Source organism: Streptomyces sp. NPDC057302 (assembly GCF_042667685.1).
Classification (GTDB): Bacteria; Actinomycetota; Actinomycetes; order Streptomycetales; family Streptomycetaceae; genus Streptomyces.
In genome coordinates this window covers 94,950-110,660 of the sequence record NZ_JBHUZJ010000017.1, presented here as the reverse complement: position 1 = coordinate 110,660, position 15,711 = coordinate 94,950, and the positions used below count along the sequence as shown (strand labels likewise).

The following is a 15,711-nucleotide window of genomic DNA, read 5'->3' as shown; positions in this document are numbered from 1 at the left end:
CCATGCCGACCGGCATTTTCTCCGCCCCGTCCTGGGCGCCCGCCAAGGCCGCCGCGCTCATCGCAGGCGCCCCCGTCGCCGGCGCCGCGCCCACCCGTCTGCCCAGCGCCGACCACGCGGTGACGCACACCCTCCTCAACTGCCTGCTGCGCGAGGTCTCGGGGCCCGAGCACCAGACCGCCGTCGTCGACGGCGGCCTCCTGCTGCGGCTGCCGCGCCGCGGGGTCCTCCTGCGCGTGGCACTGCGCCGCACGTCCCTCCTGGGCGCCCACCGCTTCACCGGCCCGGTGACCGAACAGCGCGACGGCGCCTGGGTGGAGGTGGACTGGCCGCGCCTCGCCGAGTACACGCACGCCGAGCTCTCGCTGCGTACGGGCGTCAGCAACGAGGAGTTCCTGGAGCAGATCGCCTCCAGCCACGAGGGCGTCAGCGCCGCGATCGCCGCCGACCGGCCTGCCCCCGCCACGGGGAGCGGCGCCCCGCAGCGGCTCGCGGACTACCTAGCCTCCGAGCAGTCCCTGCTGTTCGGCCACCGCTTCCACCCCACCCCCAAGGCGCGCGGCGGCGACCTCGCCGACTGGTCCGCGTACGCCCCCGAGACCGCGGCCTCCTTCCCGCTGCGCCACCTCGCCGTACGGGACGGCCTCGTCGCCGAGGAGTCGGTGCGGCCGGACGCCACGGCGCCGCTCGACCGCCTCGGGAGCGTGCCGGACGGCTACCGTCTCCTGCCCGTGCACCCGTGGCAGTACGACCTGCTGCGGGAGCACCCGGGACTGCGCGCGGCCCTTGACCGCCGGGACGTCATCGACCTGGGCCCCGGCGGCTCCCCCTTCGCGGCCACCGCCTCCGTGCGCACGCTGTACGACGGTGACACCTTCCTGAAGTTCAGCCTGAACGTCCGCATCACCAACTGCCTGCGCAAGAACGCGAGTTACGAGCTGTCGGGCGCCGTCGCACTGACCCGCGTACTCGAAGGCGCCCTGGACGACCTGGCCGCCCGCTTCCCCGGCAGCGCCGTGCTCCGCGAGCCCGCCTACCGCAGCCTGGCGCTCACGGGCCCCGACGGCCGCCCCGACCTGGCCCTCCTGGAAGGCTTCGGCGTCATCGTCCGCGAAGGCCTGGCAGGACGGCTCCTGCCCGGCACGACGCCACTGCTCGCCGCGGCCGTCGCGGACGAGTATCCGACCGGGCCCGCCCACATCTCCCGGCTGCTCGACGGCGCGGCGCCGCAGCGGGCGCTCGAATGGTGGCGGACGTACCTGCGGCTCCTGCTGCCGCCGGTGCTCGCCGCGTACTTCGACCACGGCCTGGTGCTCGAACCGCACCTGCAGAACGTCCTGATCTGCGTCGACGACAACGGCATGCCCGCCCAAGTTCTCTTCCGCGACCTGGAGGGCACCAAGCTGCTGCCCGAGCGTCACGCGAAGACCCTGGCCGCGCTCCCGCCCGAGGTCGCGGCCCCGATGACGTACGACGCGCAGCGCGGCTGGGACCGAGTCATCTACTGCCTGCTGGTCAACCACGTCGCCGAACTGCTGGCCGCCATCGCCGATCTCCACCCGCACACCGAGCCCGCACTCTGGGCCCAAGTGCGCGCCGTCGTGCAGGAGTTCGCCGACACGCACGGCTGCCCGCCCCGGCTCAGCGCCCTGCTCGCGGGAGTACCGCTGCCCGCCAAGGCCAATCTGCTCACCCGCTGGGAGCGCAAGGCCGACCGGGACGCGGGATACGTCCGGCTCACCTCACCCTTTCCGCTCGCCGAGCACGTACGGGACCTGGGTGCCCGCACCGACGCACCTTGGAGCGCCGCAGGATGACCGCCCCCACTCCCGCCGTACGTGACCGCGCCCTCGGCCTGGCTCCGGCTGAACTGCCCGCCTATCTGTACGACCTGTCGGCACTGGACGCGCATGCCGCCGCCGTGCGCGCCGCCCTGCCCCGGCAGGTCGAGCTGTACTACGCCGCCAAGGCCAATCCGGAGCCGGAGATCCTGACCGCGCTCGGGCCGCACGTCGACGGCTACGAGGTCTCGTCGGGCGGTGAACTCGCCCATGTAGCCGCGGCGGTGACGGGTCGTCCGCTGGCCTTCGGCGGGCCGGGCAAGACGCCCGACGAGATCACGGCCGCCCTTGAGCTCGGCGTGGAGCGCTTCCATGTGGAGAGCGCGTACGAGCTGCGGATGCTGGCCGCGGTCGCCGCCCGCGTCGTGCCGCACGCCCGCGTCGGTGTCCTGCTCCGGTTCAATCTCGACCTCGGCGCGGAGTCCCTGGCGGGCAGTTCCCTCGCCATGGGAGGGCGCCCCACCCCGTTCGGCATCGACCCGGGCGAGGCGGACTCCGCGGTCGCCGGGTTCGCCGAGGGCGGCTTCCCCCAGCTCCAACTGCTGGGCGTGCACGCCCACCTGGCCAGCGGACTCGACGCACCGCGGCAGCTGGCGGTGGCCGGGTCCATCGTGACCTGGTCGCAGGCGCTCGCCCGGCGGCACGGCATCCGGCTGCCGGAGGTGAACGTCGGCGGCGGGATGGGCGTGGACTACGCGGAGCCAGGGGCGCGCTTCGACTGGGCCGCGTACGGCGACGGCCTCGCCGGGCTCTGCGCGGCGCACCCCGGTCTGACGCTGCGCATCGAGCCGGGGCGGGCGCTGACCGCGTACTGCGGCTGGTACGCGACCGAGGTCCTGGACGTGAAGCAGAGCCACGGCGAGGAGTTCGCGGTGGTGCGCGGCGGCACCCACCATCTGCGCACCCCGGCGGCCAAGGGCCACGACCAGCCCTGCACCGTGCTCCCCGCGCGCGAGCCGTGGCCGCATCCCTGGCCGCGGTCCGAGGCGCGGCAGGACCGGGTGACCTTCGCGGGGCAGTTGTGCACCCCGAAGGACGTCCTGTCCCGGCGGGTTGCGGTGGCGGGGCTGCGGGCCGGGGACCGGGTGGTGTTCGCGATGGCGGGTGCGTACGCGTGGAACATCTCGCACCACGACTTCCTCATGCACCCGCGGCCCGGCTTCCACTTCCTCCGGCCACCGGCGGTGAGCGCCCCACCCTCGCCTTGCTGACGCTCGTACCTCTAGTACCTCTAGTACCTCTAGTACCCCTGAGACCACCGCACGACGTTGCGCAGCGGCTCCCCGTCGGCGAGCCGCCTGCAGTTGTCCGCGAACAGGTCGAGGATCCGCTCCGTCTCCTCGCGTGAGCCGCCCGCGGTGTGCTGGGTGAGGATGACGTTCGGGCAGCTCCACAGCGGGTGCCCGGCGGGCAGCGGCTCCTCGCGGGTGACGTCGAGGACCGCGCCGCCGAGGCGTCCGGAGGCGAGGGCGGCGACCAGGGCTGTCTCGTCCGCGAGCGTGCCGCGACCGGCGTTCACGAAGACCGCGCCGGGGCGCAGCCGGTCGACGCGGCGCCGGTCGAAGAGGTCCGCCGTGTCGGCCGTGTCCGGGAGCAGTCCCACGACGATGTCGAACTCGGGGAGCCTGGCGTCGAGTTCCTGCCGGGTGCGCAGGTGTCCGTCGCTCCGTGCGAAGTGCGCGACGGAGCAGCCGAAGGGCGCGAGGAGTTCCGCGAGGCGCAGGGCGATGGATCCCTTGCCCAGGATGAGGACGTTCGCGCCGCCCAGGAGTCGCAGGCCGGGCCGGACGTCGAGCTTCGACCAGGACTCCCCGGCGCGGAGTCCCGCCAGCACGTCGACGCCCCGGTAGAGCGCGAGGATGCCCGCCAGGCAGGTCTCCGCGACCGGGTCGGCGAAGAGTCCGCCGAGGTTGGTGACGGTGAGACGCCCTTCCAGGGCCGGCCAGTCCAGGCCTACGTAGCGGTCGATACCGACGGACGCGAGTTGCATCCAGCGCAGTTGCGGCGCCCTCGCCACGCGGTCCGCCCCCGGGTTTCCGAGGGCTATGTGGGATTCGGCGAGGACACGCGCGTCGTCGGCGGATGCGGAGTCCGGTTCGGCGAACCAGACGGGGCCCGGTGCGACGGCGCGCAGCCGATCCTGTTCTGCGACGTCGAGCGCGAGCTCCACATAGAGGCCGGCGTCCGGAGGCAGGGTGACCCGGTCAGAGGCCTGCGGATCATGTGGTGCACGGACCATCCCTGATACCCCCGTGGTGCGGAAAGCGCTGGTGAACGCACGTTCACCGAACTTAGGGCTTCCGCTCCACGGGGGTCAACAGCGATCCGTCCGTGTCGTCGGAGAAGACGAACGCTCCCCACTCGACGGCCCCAACTCGCTTACATATCAAGGGCTATGCTCCGGTCGTGGAGCCCGGACGGATGATCATAAGGACAGTGACAGCGGCCCACAACAGGTTGAACACACCTGTGTACATGGCGAGTTGAAATCCCGCGCGCGCCCCCACGGTCACCACGCCCGCCCCCTCGGCCGGTTCACCGCGGGTCCCGTCGCCACTTTCGCCCGTCACCGCTTCGAGTGCCGCCTCCTGACGGGGCAGGACGAGGACGATGAGCACCGCGGCCGCGGCCATCGTGAGGGTGATCGAGGCGATCAGCCAGGGGCTGCCGAGCACGTGCAGGCTGCCCGCGGTCACCAGTCCGGTGATGGGGACGGCGATGCCGACGAACGCGTACACGGAGCAGATGCGCTGGAGCAGGCGCAGCGAGGCGACGGCCGCCGTGTCCTGCGGGTCGGCCTGTGCGCGGCGCAGCGCCGGGGGGAACATGCTGGCGGCGACGGCGACCGGGCCGACGGCGAGTATCGCGGCCAGCACATGGAGCGTGAGAAGGAACTTGGTCACAGCGGGAGCCCTCGGGATTTCGTCGGACGGCGGAGATCGGATGGCTCCCGATCGGGACCCGGTCGCCGAGATTAGCCAGCGCGGACGCCCGCCGACAGTGGCATTAGTGACAGGCTCCGCAGAGATACCGCCATCAGCTCCCTGCCCAGGTAGCGGGACATGCGAAAGCCCCGGTCCCTGTGTGCGGGCTTGGCGGGATGGCGGCTCTGCCGTACGTTGCCGCCATGCATACCGTGGCCGTCCTGGCGCTGGACACCGTCGTCCCGTTCGACCTGTCCACCCCCATCGAGGTCTTCAGCCGTACCCGGCTGCCCGGCGGGCGGCCCGGCTACCGGGTGCGGGTCTGCGCCGCGGCGCCCCGGATCGACGCCGGCCTGTTCACGCTCCAGGCACCGTGGGGTCTCGAAGGGCTCGCGGACGCGGACACGATCATCGTGCCCGGCACGGCGGACGTGTCCCTGCCGGTCCCCGGCGCGGTGCTCGACGCGCTGCGGGACGCGGCGGCCGACGGCACGCGGATCGCCTCCATCTGCGCGGGCACCTTCACGCTCGCCGCGGCCGGCCTGCTCTCCGGGCTGCGCGCCACCACGCACTGGATGGCCGCGGCCGGGCTCGCCGAGCGCCATCCCGACATCGACGTCGACCCGGACGTGCTCTACGTCGACAACGGGCAGATCCTGACGTCCGCGGGCGCCGCCGCCGGGCTCGACCTGTGTCTGCACCTGATCCGCCGGGACTACGGCTCCGCCGTCGCCGCGGACGCGGCCCGCCTCTCGGTGATGCCCCTGGAACGCGAGGGCGGCCAGGCCCAGTTCATCGTCTCCGAGGCGCCGCCCACACCGCAGGGATCGGAGCTCGAACCGCTCCTGCACTGGCTGGAGGAGAACGCCGGACGCGAGCTCACCCTGGAGGACATCGCGGGGCGGGCGGGCATGAGCACCCGCACCCTGCTGCGCCGCTTCCGGGAGCAGACGGGCAGCACGCCGCTGCAGTGGCTGCACCGCACACGGGTCCGGCAGGCCCAGTACCTGCTCGAAACGACGGGGCACACCGTCGAGCGCATCGCCGTGCAGGTCGGCTTCGGCTCACCCACGGCCTTCCGCGACCGCTTCAAGCGCGTCGCCGGTGTCAGCCCGCAGGCCTACCGCAGGGCGTTCCAGTGAGCGAGGGCGCCACGTGACGTTGGGTGAGGCCGGGTGACGCGGTGACGCTCAGGACTTCCGCGCCTCGACGAGGCACCAGTGCGGGCTGCCGTCGGCCCGGCGGCCGAACTCCTCCAGCGGGCGCAGCCGCACCGCGAACCCGGCCCCGCGCAGATCGTCGATGACGCCCCGCAGCGGGAAGGTCCGGTAGTACATGACGAACGGCGGTCGCCACAGCAGGTTCCGCACCCGCATCACCCCGTCGAAGCCGAGCAGCGCCCAGTACAGCGGCGAGGTCATGGGCTGCGGGGCGCCGACCGGGAAGGCGAAGACCCCGCCGGGCCGCAGCGCACCGTTGACCTGCGCGAAGAGCCGCGGCCTCTCGGCGGGCAGGAAGTGCCCGAACGCCCCGAAGCTCACCGCCAGGTCGAAGGCCCCCGTGAAGGGCAGGGCGAGCGCGTCGGCCCGCACCCATTCCACCGCGGGCCCCCCATCCCCGGCGACCACCGCGGCCCGCGCCCGCTCCAGCATCCCCGTACTGAAGTCGACGCCGGTGACCCGCTCCCGGCACAGCGGCAGCAGCGTCCGGACGCCCGCGCCGGTACCGCAGCAGACGTCGAGACCCGCGTCGAACGGCCCCAGACCACGCAGCGCGTCCGCGACCGCGTCGAGCATCCGGTCGGGTGTGCGGAACGGGGTGTGGTCGAACTTCGGGGCCAGCAGGTCATAGCCGTCCTCGATCGAGGAGAGAGCCTGCACGGCCAGTTCGCGGAGCGTGGGTCCCTGAGAGGTGAACACCATGCCCACCCTAGTCAGCGGCGGGACGGCAGGGGCTCGACCATGGACAAACCTGGGCATATCTTTGTTGTGAAGGGCGACTCGGAAGATAGGGGGTCGTCATGATCGAAGAGCTGCTCACAGCAGGGGCCGCGGTCGCGGCAGCCGGGTTCATGTACGCGGCGACGGCGGCCCGCGTGGTCAAGCAGTACGAGCGGGGCGTGGTGTTCCGTCTCGGCAGGCTGCGGGAGGAAGTCCGCCAGCCGGGATTCACCATGATCGTCCCCGGGGTGGACCGGCTGAGCAAGGTGAACATGCAGATCGTGACGATGCCGGTCCCCGCCCAGGACGGCATCACCCGGGACAACGTCACGGTCCGCGTGGACGCGGTCATCTACTTCAAGGTGGTCGACGCGGCGGACGCGGTGATCAAGGTCGAGGACTACCGTTTCGCGGTCTCGCAGATGGCGCAGACGTCGCTCCGTTCGATCATCGGCAAGAGCGACCTGGACGATCTGCTCTCCAACCGGGAAAAACTCAACCAGGGCCTGGAGTTGATGATCGACTCCCCTGCCATGGGATGGGGCGTGCAGATCGACCGGGTCGAGATCAAGGACGTATCGCTTCCGGAGACGATGAAACGCTCCATGGCCCGGCAGGCCGAGGCCGACCGCGAGCGGCGGGCCCGCGTCATCAACGCGGACGCCGAACTCCAGGCCTCCAAGAAGCTCGCGCAGGCCGCGCACGAGATGGCGGACGAGCCCGCGGCGCTGCAACTGCGGCTGCTGCAGACGGTGGTGGCGGTCGCCGCCGAGAAGAACTCGACACTCGTGCTGCCCTTCCCCGTGGAGCTGCTCCGCTTCCTGGAGAAGGCTCAGCAGCCACAGCCGCCTCTGCCCGCCCCACCCGCACCTTCGGCGGAGCCGATTGCGGACCGACCCGCCCCCACATAGGCCCGGTCCCAGCCGTTCGGGCTCAAACCATCTTCGGAGGTCTTCTTGGACAACAGCGGAGCACCGGCCTTTGACCAGCGTGCACAGGGGACGGTCGGGGGCGGCGTCAGGGAGGCGTAGCGGGCCTCATGGCCGGTTACCGCCAGGAGGTCTATCGGGTTGAGCCATGGGTCAGGTAGACGTATCGCGGCCGCAGACCCACCACTCAGCACGAGGAGGCATGCCTCATGACCGGTGCCCGCACCACCACCGCAGCAGGCAAGACCCGGTTCGACGACATCTACGACGAGCCCGACCCCCGCGCCTACTTCCGCACGCTCGCGCCCCTTCAGTACGAGATACCGCAGCAGGCCCAGGACGTCTTCCGGCGCACGCTCGCCCAGCGGTCCGGGGTGCGCGGCACCCACCTGCCCGTCACGGTCCTCGACCTCTGCTGCTCCTACGGGATCAACGCGGCGCTGCTCAACCACGACCTCACGCTCGCGGATCTGTACGCGCACTACACCAGTGCCAAGACCTGCGCCCTCACCCGGGGTGAGCTCGTCGAGTGCGACAAGGAGTTCTACGCCTCGCGCCGGCGCGAGGACGCGGTCCCGGTCATCGGACTGGATACGGCCGAGAACGCGACGCGCTACGCCTTGGAGGTGGGGCTGCTCGACGAGGCGTATGCGGAGAACCTGGAGCGTCACCCGCCCAGCGACGGGCTGCGCCGCGCGATGGGGCGCGTCGGCCTGATCACGGTCACCGGAGGCATCGGCTACATCACGCATCACACCTTCGGCGCGCTTCTCGACGCGACGCGCGTACCGGTGTGGGTGAGCGCGTTCGTCCTGCGCACGGTGCCGTTCCAGGAGATCCTGACGGTGCTGGGAACCCATGGTCTCGCCACCGAGACCGATCCCGAACGGACGTATCCGCAGCGGCTGTTCAGCGATCTCGCCGAGCAGAGCAGCGCGGTGGACCAGGTGCTCGAAGCCGGTGACGATCCCACGGGCCTGGAGGCGGAGGGCCGCTACTACACCCGCCTCCACCAGTCACGGCCACGCCCGGCGTAGCACCTGCGCGACGGACGCGGTGCGGGGCGTGGTGGGACCACGCCCCGCACTGTCGGGAATGCCCAGCCCAGTAGCCCAGATCGGCTCGGCTCAGCTCGGCTCAGCTGGTGAAGAACTCGCTGACCTGCTCCGCGAACTGCTGCGGGCTCGCCTCGTGCACCGAGTGCCCGACCGGGATCGTGATCAGCCGGGAGTCGGGGATCTCCGTGGCCATGTCGGGGATGCGCTCCTGCGGCATGCTGCTGTCCATCCCGCCCGCCACGATCAGCGTCGGCGCGACGATCTCGCCGAGCCGCTCGGCCCACTCCGGGTCGGGGTCGAAGATCTGGGCGCGGACGGCGGGGGACACGGGCCAGTCGAAGTCGAGGGCGCCCTCGGGGCGGGGGGCTTCGACCATGTCGCGCGGGTAGGGCGGCGGCGTCTCCTCCAGGACGAGGCGCTCGACGCGGTCCGGGTGCTCCTGGGCGAGCAGGTACGCCACGACCCCGCCCATGGAGTGGCCCACGACGCCGACGCGGTCGAGGCCGAGCTCGTCGAGGAAGCCGAGCACGTCCTCGCGCATCAGCTCGACCGAGTACTCGTCCGGCCAGTCGCTCTCCCCGTGCCCGCGCAGATCGATGGCGTACACGCGCCACTCCTGGCCGAGCACCTGCCCGACCTGCTCCCAGGACGCCGAGGAATCGCCGAGCCCGTGCAGCAGCACGACGGGCGCTCCGTACGAGTCGCCCCAGGTCCGATAGGCCAGGCGTACGTCGCCCACATCCACCACTGCGTGATCGTTCATACCCCTGACGCTACAGCGCGTTGCGCGACCCATTGAGCAGTGGCCTGGACCCATGCTAGAAAGCGCTTGCTCTCCTGCCTCTTCCGGCGCCCCCGCCTCCCCGCTCACCACCGGAGACCCCATGCACTCTCCTTGGTCCCGCCGCGCCTTCCTGCTCACCACCGGCGGCTCCGCCCTCGCCCTGTCGGCCCCGGGGCTGCCGCTCTCCGACGAGGCCGCGGCAGCGGAGGCGGTGACGGCCGACGCGTACGAAGCGCTGCGCGGCAAGTGGCGCACCTTGACGCTCGGAGAGGGCTTCTCCCCCACTGCCGAGCCCTTCAAGAGCCGTCTCACTGAACTTGGCGCCACGGCACGGGAGTTGCGCGCCACCATGGCCCCCGCAACGGGCTCCCTGTGGCCGGACGCCTCGTACGCCGATCCCGATCCGGACACCGACCAGGAGTCGTACGGCTACTCCGCGAACATGGTGACCTGCTACAGCAGGCTCAACACCATGGCCCAGGCCTACCGGCAGGAGGGCACGGGCCTGACCGGCGACGCGGGTCTCAAGGCCACCATCCTCACCGGCCTCGACCATCTCCACACGCAGGTCTACAACGAGAACCAGGCGCGGTTCGGCAACTGGTACAGCTGGCAGATAGGCGCCCCGCAGAACCTCCTCGACGTCTGCGTGCTGATGTACGACCAGCTGTCGGCGGCCCAGGTCGCCAACTACTGCAAGGCCGTGGACCACTTCGTGCCCGACTCGGCGGTGGGCAGCTACACCGGGACGAGCACCGGCGCGAACCGCGTCGACCTGTGCCGGGTGCTCGCGCTGCGCGGGGTCGTCGGCGGCTCATCGGCGAAGATCGCGCTGGCCAGGGACGCCCTGTCCCCCGTGTTCCCGTACGTGACGGCCGGCGACGGCCTCTACACCGACGGCTCGTTCATCCAGCACACCACCGTCCCCTACACGGGGTCGTACGGGTCGGTGATGCTGGGCGGCCTCGGCATGCTCTTCTCCCTTCTGCGCGGCTCCAGTTGGGAGGTCACGGACACAAAGAAGCAGATCGTCTTCGACGCCGTGGAGAAGGCCTGGGCGCCGTTCATCTACAACGGTCTCGTCATGGACGGCGTGGCGGGCCGCGCCATCAGCCGCGGCCTCGCCACGGCCGACGCCAAGAAGATCCAGGCCGACGACCACCGCCGCGGCCACCCCATCATGTCCGCGGTGGTGCTGCTCGGTCAGGGCGCGAGCGCGGCCGAGAACGCGCGGTGGCGCGGCCTGGTCAAGGGCTGGATGCGGCGCGACTACTACAGCCCGCCGCTGAGCGACGCCTCGCTCGGGCTGACGGGTCTGGCCCGGCTGAAGGGAGTTGAGGACGACCCGTCGGTGACCGCGATCGCCGAGCCCTCGGGCCACCGCCTCTTCCCGAACATGGCCCGCGCCACGCACCGGCGCCCCGGCTGGGCGGCGTCGATCAGCATGGCCGATCCCCGCATCACGTACTACGAGACGGGCAACGGCGAGAATCTGCGCGGCTGGCACACCGGATCCGGAATGCTCTACTGGTGGGGCGACACCTACGCCAACGGGCAGTACAGCGACGCCTTCTGGCCCACGGTCGACCCGTACCGACTGCCCGGCATCACGGCGTCGCGCAAGGTGCTCGCGGACGCGGCGGGCGGCGACTGGGGCGCGTCGATGCCTGACGTGAAGTGGGTGGGCGGCGCGAGCGACGGGCAACGCGCCTCCATCGGACAGTACTTGAAGGGCCTGCAGAGCACCCTGCGCGCGAAGAAGTCGTGGTTCTGCCTGGACGACGCGATCGTCTGTCTGGGCGCGGGCATCGTCTGCACGGACGGGGCGGCGGTGGAGACGACCGTCGAGAACCGCAACCTCGGCCCGACGGGCACCACCTCCTTCCAGGTGGACGGCGCCGCCAAGCCGGCCAACGCCCCCTGGTCCGCGACCCTCACAGGCGCCAAGTGGGCACACATCGGGGGCCACGGCGGCTATGTCTTCCCCGGCGGCGCGACGGTGAAGGCGCTGCGCGAACAGCGCACCGGCAAGTGGAGCGACATCAACAAGGGCGGCGCGACGACCGCGCTCGCCCGCAAGTACCTCACGATGTACGTCGACCACGGCACCGCACCGATGAACGGGACGTACGCCTACGCCCTGATGCCCGGCGCGAGCGCGGCGCAGACGGCCGCCCGCTCCGCGGACAGCGGATGGCTCCAGATCCTGGCCAACACCGACAGTCAGCAAGGGGTCTCCGTACCCTCGCTCGGCTTCACCGGGGTCAACTTCTGGTTCGGCGGCACGGTGGGCAAGCTCAGCGCGAGCGCGCCCTGCTCCGTGCAGATCAGCGAGAAGAGCGACGGCACCGCGGTCATCTGCGTCAGCGACCCGATGCGCGCGCAGACCTCGCTGACCCTCACCTGGAACCGTGCCGTGTCCGCGGTGACGGCGAAGCCCGCCACGGTCACGTCGGCGGTCACCGGCGCCTCCCTGAAGCTGACTTTCGGGGATCTCAGCGGCACGAAGGGTGCCAGTCAGCGGATCAGCGTCACGCTCGGCTGATCGTGGGCCCGGGGGACCTTGGACCCTTGGTCCCGTGAACCCTTAGCACCGATGCTTTCCGGTCTACCGTAGATTCCGGTAGAAAATCCAAACAACTGTTTTCGCAGGTCAGGCAGTTGTTCTTGCTTGCACCAACGCTTCCGGTCCACATGTTGGACACCTTTCGCGCGCCTTCCCTTGCCCCCGCCGCCCGTCCTGAGCTGCCCGAACAACCGTCCGGCGACCGCTCAGCGGACACCTACATCCGGAAATCGACCATGCATTTGGTGCTCACTCTCCGCACCGGCAAGACTCCCGTCCGCAACCAGCAAAACACCCGCATCAAAGGAGAGTTGACGTGCGTTTCTTCCTCAAGACGGTGGGCGCCACCGCTGTCGTGGCCGCCTGTGTGATGTCCGGAACCGCTGGCACGGCGCAGGCTCAGCCCAAGGCCGCGTCCGCCGGCCTCTACGCGCCCTCGTCGCTGGTCCTCGCCGTCGGCCAGGGCGAAGAGGCGGACACCGCGACCATGCAGCGCGCCGTGACCCTGACCTGTACGCCCAAGGCCTCGGGCACCCACCCCACGGCGTCCGCCGCCTGCGCCGAACTGCGCGCGGTGAACGGCGAGTTCGCGCAACTGGTCGGCAAGTCACCCGGCATGATCTGCACGAAGGAATGGAAGCCCATGGTGGTCACCGTCGACGGCGTGTGGCAGGGCAGACGAGTCGCGTGGACCACGACCTTCGGCAACAGCTGCGAGATGCGGGCGAGTGTGGCGGGAGGCGCGGCCCTCGCGTTCTGACCTCCCGCCTGCCGTGCGCCCGACGGTAATTGGGTGGACGCGGCCTCGGCCCTGACGGTGGGATGAGGCCCCGACCTTCACGATCGCGCCTTGGACGACGCCCTGAGCGACGTCCAAGGCGCTTGCCCGTAAAAGGAGTTGCCCACATGGCATCAGGCGGACCGGACGACCGGGCCTTCGAGCGTGAGCCCCAGCCCGATCGTGATCCGTCCATCGACACGGATCTGGTCCGTCGGCTGCTCGCGGCGCAGTTCCCCCGGTGGGCGGACCTGCCGCTCGCGCCGGTCCCGCTGTCCGGCATGGACAACGCGACCTACCGGCTCGGCGACGACATGTCCGTACGACTGCCGCGCTACCGCCGATGGGTCGGGCAGGTGGAGGCGGAGCAGCGCTGGCTGCCATGGCTCGCCCCGCAACTGCCGCTCGCCGTCTCCGAGCCGCTGGGCAAGGGCGAGCCCGGCGAGGGCTACCCCTTCCCCTGGTCCGTCTACCGGTGGCTGGAGGGCGAGACCGCGACGACCGGCTCGCTGGCCGATCCGCTCCGGGCGGCGGCCGACCTCGCCGGGTTCGTCACCGCTCTGCGGCGGATCGATCCCACGGGCGGTCCGGTCCCCAGGCTCAGCAACGCCTACCGCGGGGAGCGAGTGGGCACCGAGTGCGACTCCTTGTTCGCCGACTCCCTCGTACGCTCCAAGATCGCGAAGCTGAAGGCGGCGGATCTCGTCGACAGCGACGCGGTGACCGCCGTGTGGGAGGCAGCCCTCGCGGCGCCCGCGTGGGACGGCCCGCCCTCGTGGGTCCACGGCGACCTCGCCACCGGCAATCTCCTGGCCGTCGACGGCCGCCTGAGCGCCGTCATCGACTTCGGGACGCTGGCCGTGGGGGACCCCGCCGTCGACCTGCTCCCCGCGTGGCTGTTCCTGCCCGACGGGGCCCGGGGCGCCTTCCGCGCGGCGGTCGACGTCGACGACGCGACGTGGGCGCGTGGTCGCGGGCTCGCCCTCGCGGGGTCGCTGCCCGTCCCTGACGACCCGTTCTTCGACGATCCGGCCCGCGTGACGGCGGCGCTGCGGCACCTCGATGCGATCATCTCCGATCACTAGGCGAATCCGCCCGGCGAGAATGCCGGGCGGATCTTTCGTCGTTCGTCGCTCGTCTTTCGTCTTTCGTCTTTCTCTTTCGATCCGGATGTCGATCCGGTCGCTCGCCGTTCGTACAGACAGTGAGAGGCCGGTGCCGAACCGGCCCCCGACGCAGATCCACCAGGGAGAGACAGCCATGAACCAGTACCTGCTCAGCGTCTACCAGCCCGACGGCGACGTACCGGCGCCGGAGATCCTCGAACCGATCCAGCGCGACCTCGAAGCCGTGAAGAGCGAAATGCGGGAGGCCGGCGCCTGGGTGTTCGGCGGGGGTCTCTTCCCGCCGAGCACGGCGACCGTGCTGCGGCTCAAGGACAGCGAGGTGCTCACGACCGACGGCCCGTACGTCGAGGGCAAGGAGCACCTCGGCGGGTTCACCGTCATCCAGGCTGCCGATCTGGACGAGGCGCTCGCCTGGGGCCGCAAGGTCGCCCGTGCCATCACCCTGCCCATCGAGGTCAGGCCGCTCCATGAGGGGTCCGGCCAGTGACGTCGGAGCCCGCCGAGAGCACATCGGTTCCCCCCGCCCCCGAGGTCACGTCGGAGGAGATCGAGCGCGTCTTCCGGGCGGAGTACGGCCGCGCTGTCGCCGTCCTCGTCCGCGTGTTCGGCGACATCGACATCGCCGAGGAGGCGGTCCAGGAAGCGTTCATCATGGCGGTACGGCGGTGGCCCACCGCCGGTCTGCCGCCGAGCCCGGCGGGCTGGATCATCACCACCGCACGCAACCGCGCGATCGACCGCCTCCGCAGGGAGTCGTCCCGCGACGACCGGCACGCGCAGGCCGCTCTGCTGCATGCCCAGGAGCCACCGGCCGGGGAGGGACCCGTGCGTGACGACCGACTGCGTCTGATCTTCACCTGCTGCCACCCCGCGCTCGCCCCCGCGGCGCGGGTGGCCCTCACACTGCGTCTCCTCGGCGGACTGACCACCGCGGAGATCGCCCACGCCTTCCTGGTGCCGGAGGCGACCATGGCCCAGCGGATCGTGCGGGCCAAGGGGAAGATCCGGGACGCGCACATCCCCTACCGGATCCCCAGTGACGCCGATCTGCCGGACCGGCTTCGCGCGGTCCTCGCCGTCCTCTATCTCGTCTTCAACGAGGGACACACGGCCAGCGCGGGTGACGCGCTCATCCGTGACGATCTGTGCGCCGAAGCCATCCGCCTGGGGCGGCTCCTGACCGAGCTGATGCCCGACGAGCCGGAGGCTCTTGGCCTGCTCGCCCTCATGCTGCTCTCCGAGTCGCGGCGGGCGGCCAGGACCACCGCGGACGGCGGGCTCGTCCTCCTCGGCGACCAGGACCGCAGCCGGTGGGACCGCGCCCTGATCGCCGAGGGCCAGGAGCTCGTCCGCCGCTGCCTGCGCCGCGACCGGCCGGGGCCTTACCAGATCCAGGCCGCGATCAACGCGGTCCACAGCGACGCGTCGACCGCGGCGGCCACGGACTGGGGCCAGATCCTCCAGCTGTACGACCAGCTCCTTGCCGTGGCCCCCAGCCCGGTCGCGGCCCTCAACCGTGCCGTCGCGGTGGCCGAGGTCAAGGGCCCCGCCCAGGCACTGCCCCTGGTCGACGAACTCGCCCTGGACGGCTACCACGTCTTCCACGCCATCCGCGCCGACCTGCTCCGCCGCCTGGGCCGCACGGCCGAGGCATCGCGAGCCTACGAAACCGCCCTCACCCGCACCGAGAACGCGGCCGAACGCGCCTTCCTGCTCGCCCGCCGCGAAAGCCTGCCCGCCGCGTGAACCGACCCTCACGCGTCC

General features: G+C 71.3%; 13 protein-coding genes and 1 pseudogene. 10 read left to right on the top strand and 4 right to left on the bottom strand.

Features of this window, described 5'->3' with window-relative positions; translation table 11 throughout:
• Nucleotides 1-2 precede the first annotated feature (2 nt).
• Nucleotides 3-1,817 (top strand): IucA/IucC family protein, encoded by a 1,815-nt coding sequence (locus tag ACFUPX_RS15560; RefSeq protein WP_383321457.1) that lies wholly within the window; start codon nt 3-5, stop codon nt 1,815-1,817.
• A complete protein-coding gene (locus ACFUPX_RS15555; RefSeq protein ID WP_383321390.1) occupies nt 1,814-3,052 on the top strand; it encodes a type III PLP-dependent enzyme in 1,239 nt (412 codons plus the stop codon). Before ACFUPX_RS15560 ends, ACFUPX_RS15555 begins: the two co-directional genes overlap by 4 nt.
• 29 nt (nt 3,053-3,081) lie before the next feature.
• Here the strand turns inward: ACFUPX_RS15555 and ACFUPX_RS15550 are convergent, their stop codons facing one another.
• Both ACFUPX_RS15550 and ACFUPX_RS15545 read right to left on the bottom strand, forming a co-directional pair.
• Nucleotides 3,082-4,080 carry a D-2-hydroxyacid dehydrogenase gene (locus ACFUPX_RS15550; protein ID WP_383321387.1) on the bottom strand — a complete coding sequence of 333 codons (999 nt, stop codon included), beginning with the start codon at nt 4,078-4,080 and terminating at the stop codon, nt 3,082-3,084.
• 154 nt (nt 4,081-4,234) lie between these two features.
• Complete coding sequence (locus ACFUPX_RS15545; protein WP_383321384.1) at nt 4,235-4,744, bottom strand: DUF2269 family protein; 510 nt, start codon at nt 4,742-4,744, stop codon at nt 4,235-4,237.
• 224 nt (nt 4,745-4,968) lie between these two features.
• Between ACFUPX_RS15545 and ACFUPX_RS15540 the strand changes: the two genes are divergently transcribed.
• Entirely contained in the window at nt 4,969-5,907 is a 939-nt protein-coding gene (locus ACFUPX_RS15540) for a GlxA family transcriptional regulator (RefSeq protein WP_383321381.1), read from the top strand.
• A 48-nt stretch (nt 5,908-5,955) separates the two neighbouring features.
• Here ACFUPX_RS15540 and ACFUPX_RS15535 read toward each other — a convergent pair whose 3' ends face one another.
• Nucleotides 5,956-6,684, bottom strand: a complete 729-nt coding sequence (locus ACFUPX_RS15535) for a class I SAM-dependent methyltransferase (protein ID WP_383321454.1) — start codon at nt 6,682-6,684, stop codon at nt 5,956-5,958.
• 101 nt (nt 6,685-6,785) lie between these two features.
• Here ACFUPX_RS15535 and ACFUPX_RS15530 point away from each other — a divergent pair.
• Both ACFUPX_RS15530 and ACFUPX_RS15525 read left to right on the top strand, forming a co-directional pair.
• Nucleotides 6,786-7,610, top strand: a pseudogene (locus tag ACFUPX_RS15530) (slipin family protein); the annotation flags it as partial.
• A gap of 233 nt (nt 7,611-7,843) precedes the next feature.
• Complete coding sequence (locus ACFUPX_RS15525) at nt 7,844-8,671, top strand: hypothetical protein (RefSeq protein WP_383321378.1); 828 nt, start codon at nt 7,844-7,846, stop codon at nt 8,669-8,671.
• 100 nt (nt 8,672-8,771) lie between these two features.
• Here the strand turns inward: ACFUPX_RS15525 and ACFUPX_RS15520 are convergent, their stop codons facing one another.
• On the bottom strand, nt 8,772-9,455 hold the full coding sequence (locus tag ACFUPX_RS15520; RefSeq protein WP_383321375.1) for an alpha/beta fold hydrolase: 684 nt from the start codon (nt 9,453-9,455) through the stop codon (nt 8,772-8,774).
• Between the two features lie 121 nt (nt 9,456-9,576).
• Between ACFUPX_RS15520 and ACFUPX_RS15515 the strand changes: the two genes are divergently transcribed.
• The 5 genes from ACFUPX_RS15515 (at nt 9,577) to ACFUPX_RS15495 (ending at nt 15,693) form a co-directional block, all read left to right on the top strand.
• The gene (locus ACFUPX_RS15515; protein WP_383321372.1) at nt 9,577-12,021 is read left to right on the top strand and encodes a polysaccharide lyase 8 family protein; all 2,445 of its coding nucleotides are present in this window, start codon (nt 9,577-9,579) and stop codon (nt 12,019-12,021) included.
• A 337-nt stretch (nt 12,022-12,358) separates the two neighbouring features.
• The gene (locus ACFUPX_RS15510; protein WP_383321369.1) at nt 12,359-12,802 is read left to right on the top strand and encodes a subtilase-type protease inhibitor; all 444 of its coding nucleotides are present in this window, start codon (nt 12,359-12,361) and stop codon (nt 12,800-12,802) included.
• 146 nt (nt 12,803-12,948) lie between these two features.
• Complete coding sequence (locus ACFUPX_RS15505; protein WP_383321366.1) at nt 12,949-13,905, top strand: aminoglycoside phosphotransferase family protein; 957 nt, start codon at nt 12,949-12,951, stop codon at nt 13,903-13,905.
• Between the two features lie 175 nt (nt 13,906-14,080).
• The gene (locus tag ACFUPX_RS15500; protein ID WP_383321363.1) at nt 14,081-14,434 is read left to right on the top strand and encodes a YciI family protein; all 354 of its coding nucleotides are present in this window, start codon (nt 14,081-14,083) and stop codon (nt 14,432-14,434) included.
• Nucleotides 14,431-15,693 carry an RNA polymerase sigma factor gene (locus tag ACFUPX_RS15495; RefSeq protein WP_383321360.1) on the top strand — a complete coding sequence of 421 codons (1,263 nt, stop codon included), beginning with the start codon at nt 14,431-14,433 and terminating at the stop codon, nt 15,691-15,693. Before ACFUPX_RS15500 ends, ACFUPX_RS15495 begins: the two co-directional genes overlap by 4 nt.
• Nucleotides 15,694-15,711 lie beyond the last annotated feature (18 nt).

What these genes read in the sequence shown, in the direction of transcription:
- ACFUPX_RS15560 (WP_383321457.1), top strand. Translation starts at nt 3, where the DNA reads ATGCCGACCGGCATTTTCTCCGCCCCGTCCTGGGCGCCCGCCAAGGCC.
- ACFUPX_RS15555 (WP_383321390.1), top strand. Translation starts at nt 1,814, where the DNA reads ATGACCGCCCCCACTCCCGCCGTACGTGACCGCGCCCTCGGCCTGGCT.
- ACFUPX_RS15550 (WP_383321387.1), bottom strand. Translation starts at nt 4,080, where the DNA reads ATGGTCCGTGCACCACATGATCCGCAGGCCTCTGACCGGGTCACCCTG.
- ACFUPX_RS15540 (WP_383321381.1), top strand. Translation starts at nt 4,969, where the DNA reads ATGCATACCGTGGCCGTCCTGGCGCTGGACACCGTCGTCCCGTTCGAC.
- ACFUPX_RS15525 (WP_383321378.1), top strand. Translation starts at nt 7,844, where the DNA reads ATGACCGGTGCCCGCACCACCACCGCAGCAGGCAAGACCCGGTTCGAC.
- ACFUPX_RS15520 (WP_383321375.1), bottom strand. Translation starts at nt 9,455, where the DNA reads ATGAACGATCACGCAGTGGTGGATGTGGGCGACGTACGCCTGGCCTAT.
- ACFUPX_RS15515 (WP_383321372.1), top strand. Translation starts at nt 9,577, where the DNA reads ATGCACTCTCCTTGGTCCCGCCGCGCCTTCCTGCTCACCACCGGCGGC.
- ACFUPX_RS15505 (WP_383321366.1), top strand. Translation starts at nt 12,949, where the DNA reads ATGGCATCAGGCGGACCGGACGACCGGGCCTTCGAGCGTGAGCCCCAG.
- ACFUPX_RS15500 (WP_383321363.1), top strand. Translation starts at nt 14,081, where the DNA reads ATGAACCAGTACCTGCTCAGCGTCTACCAGCCCGACGGCGACGTACCG.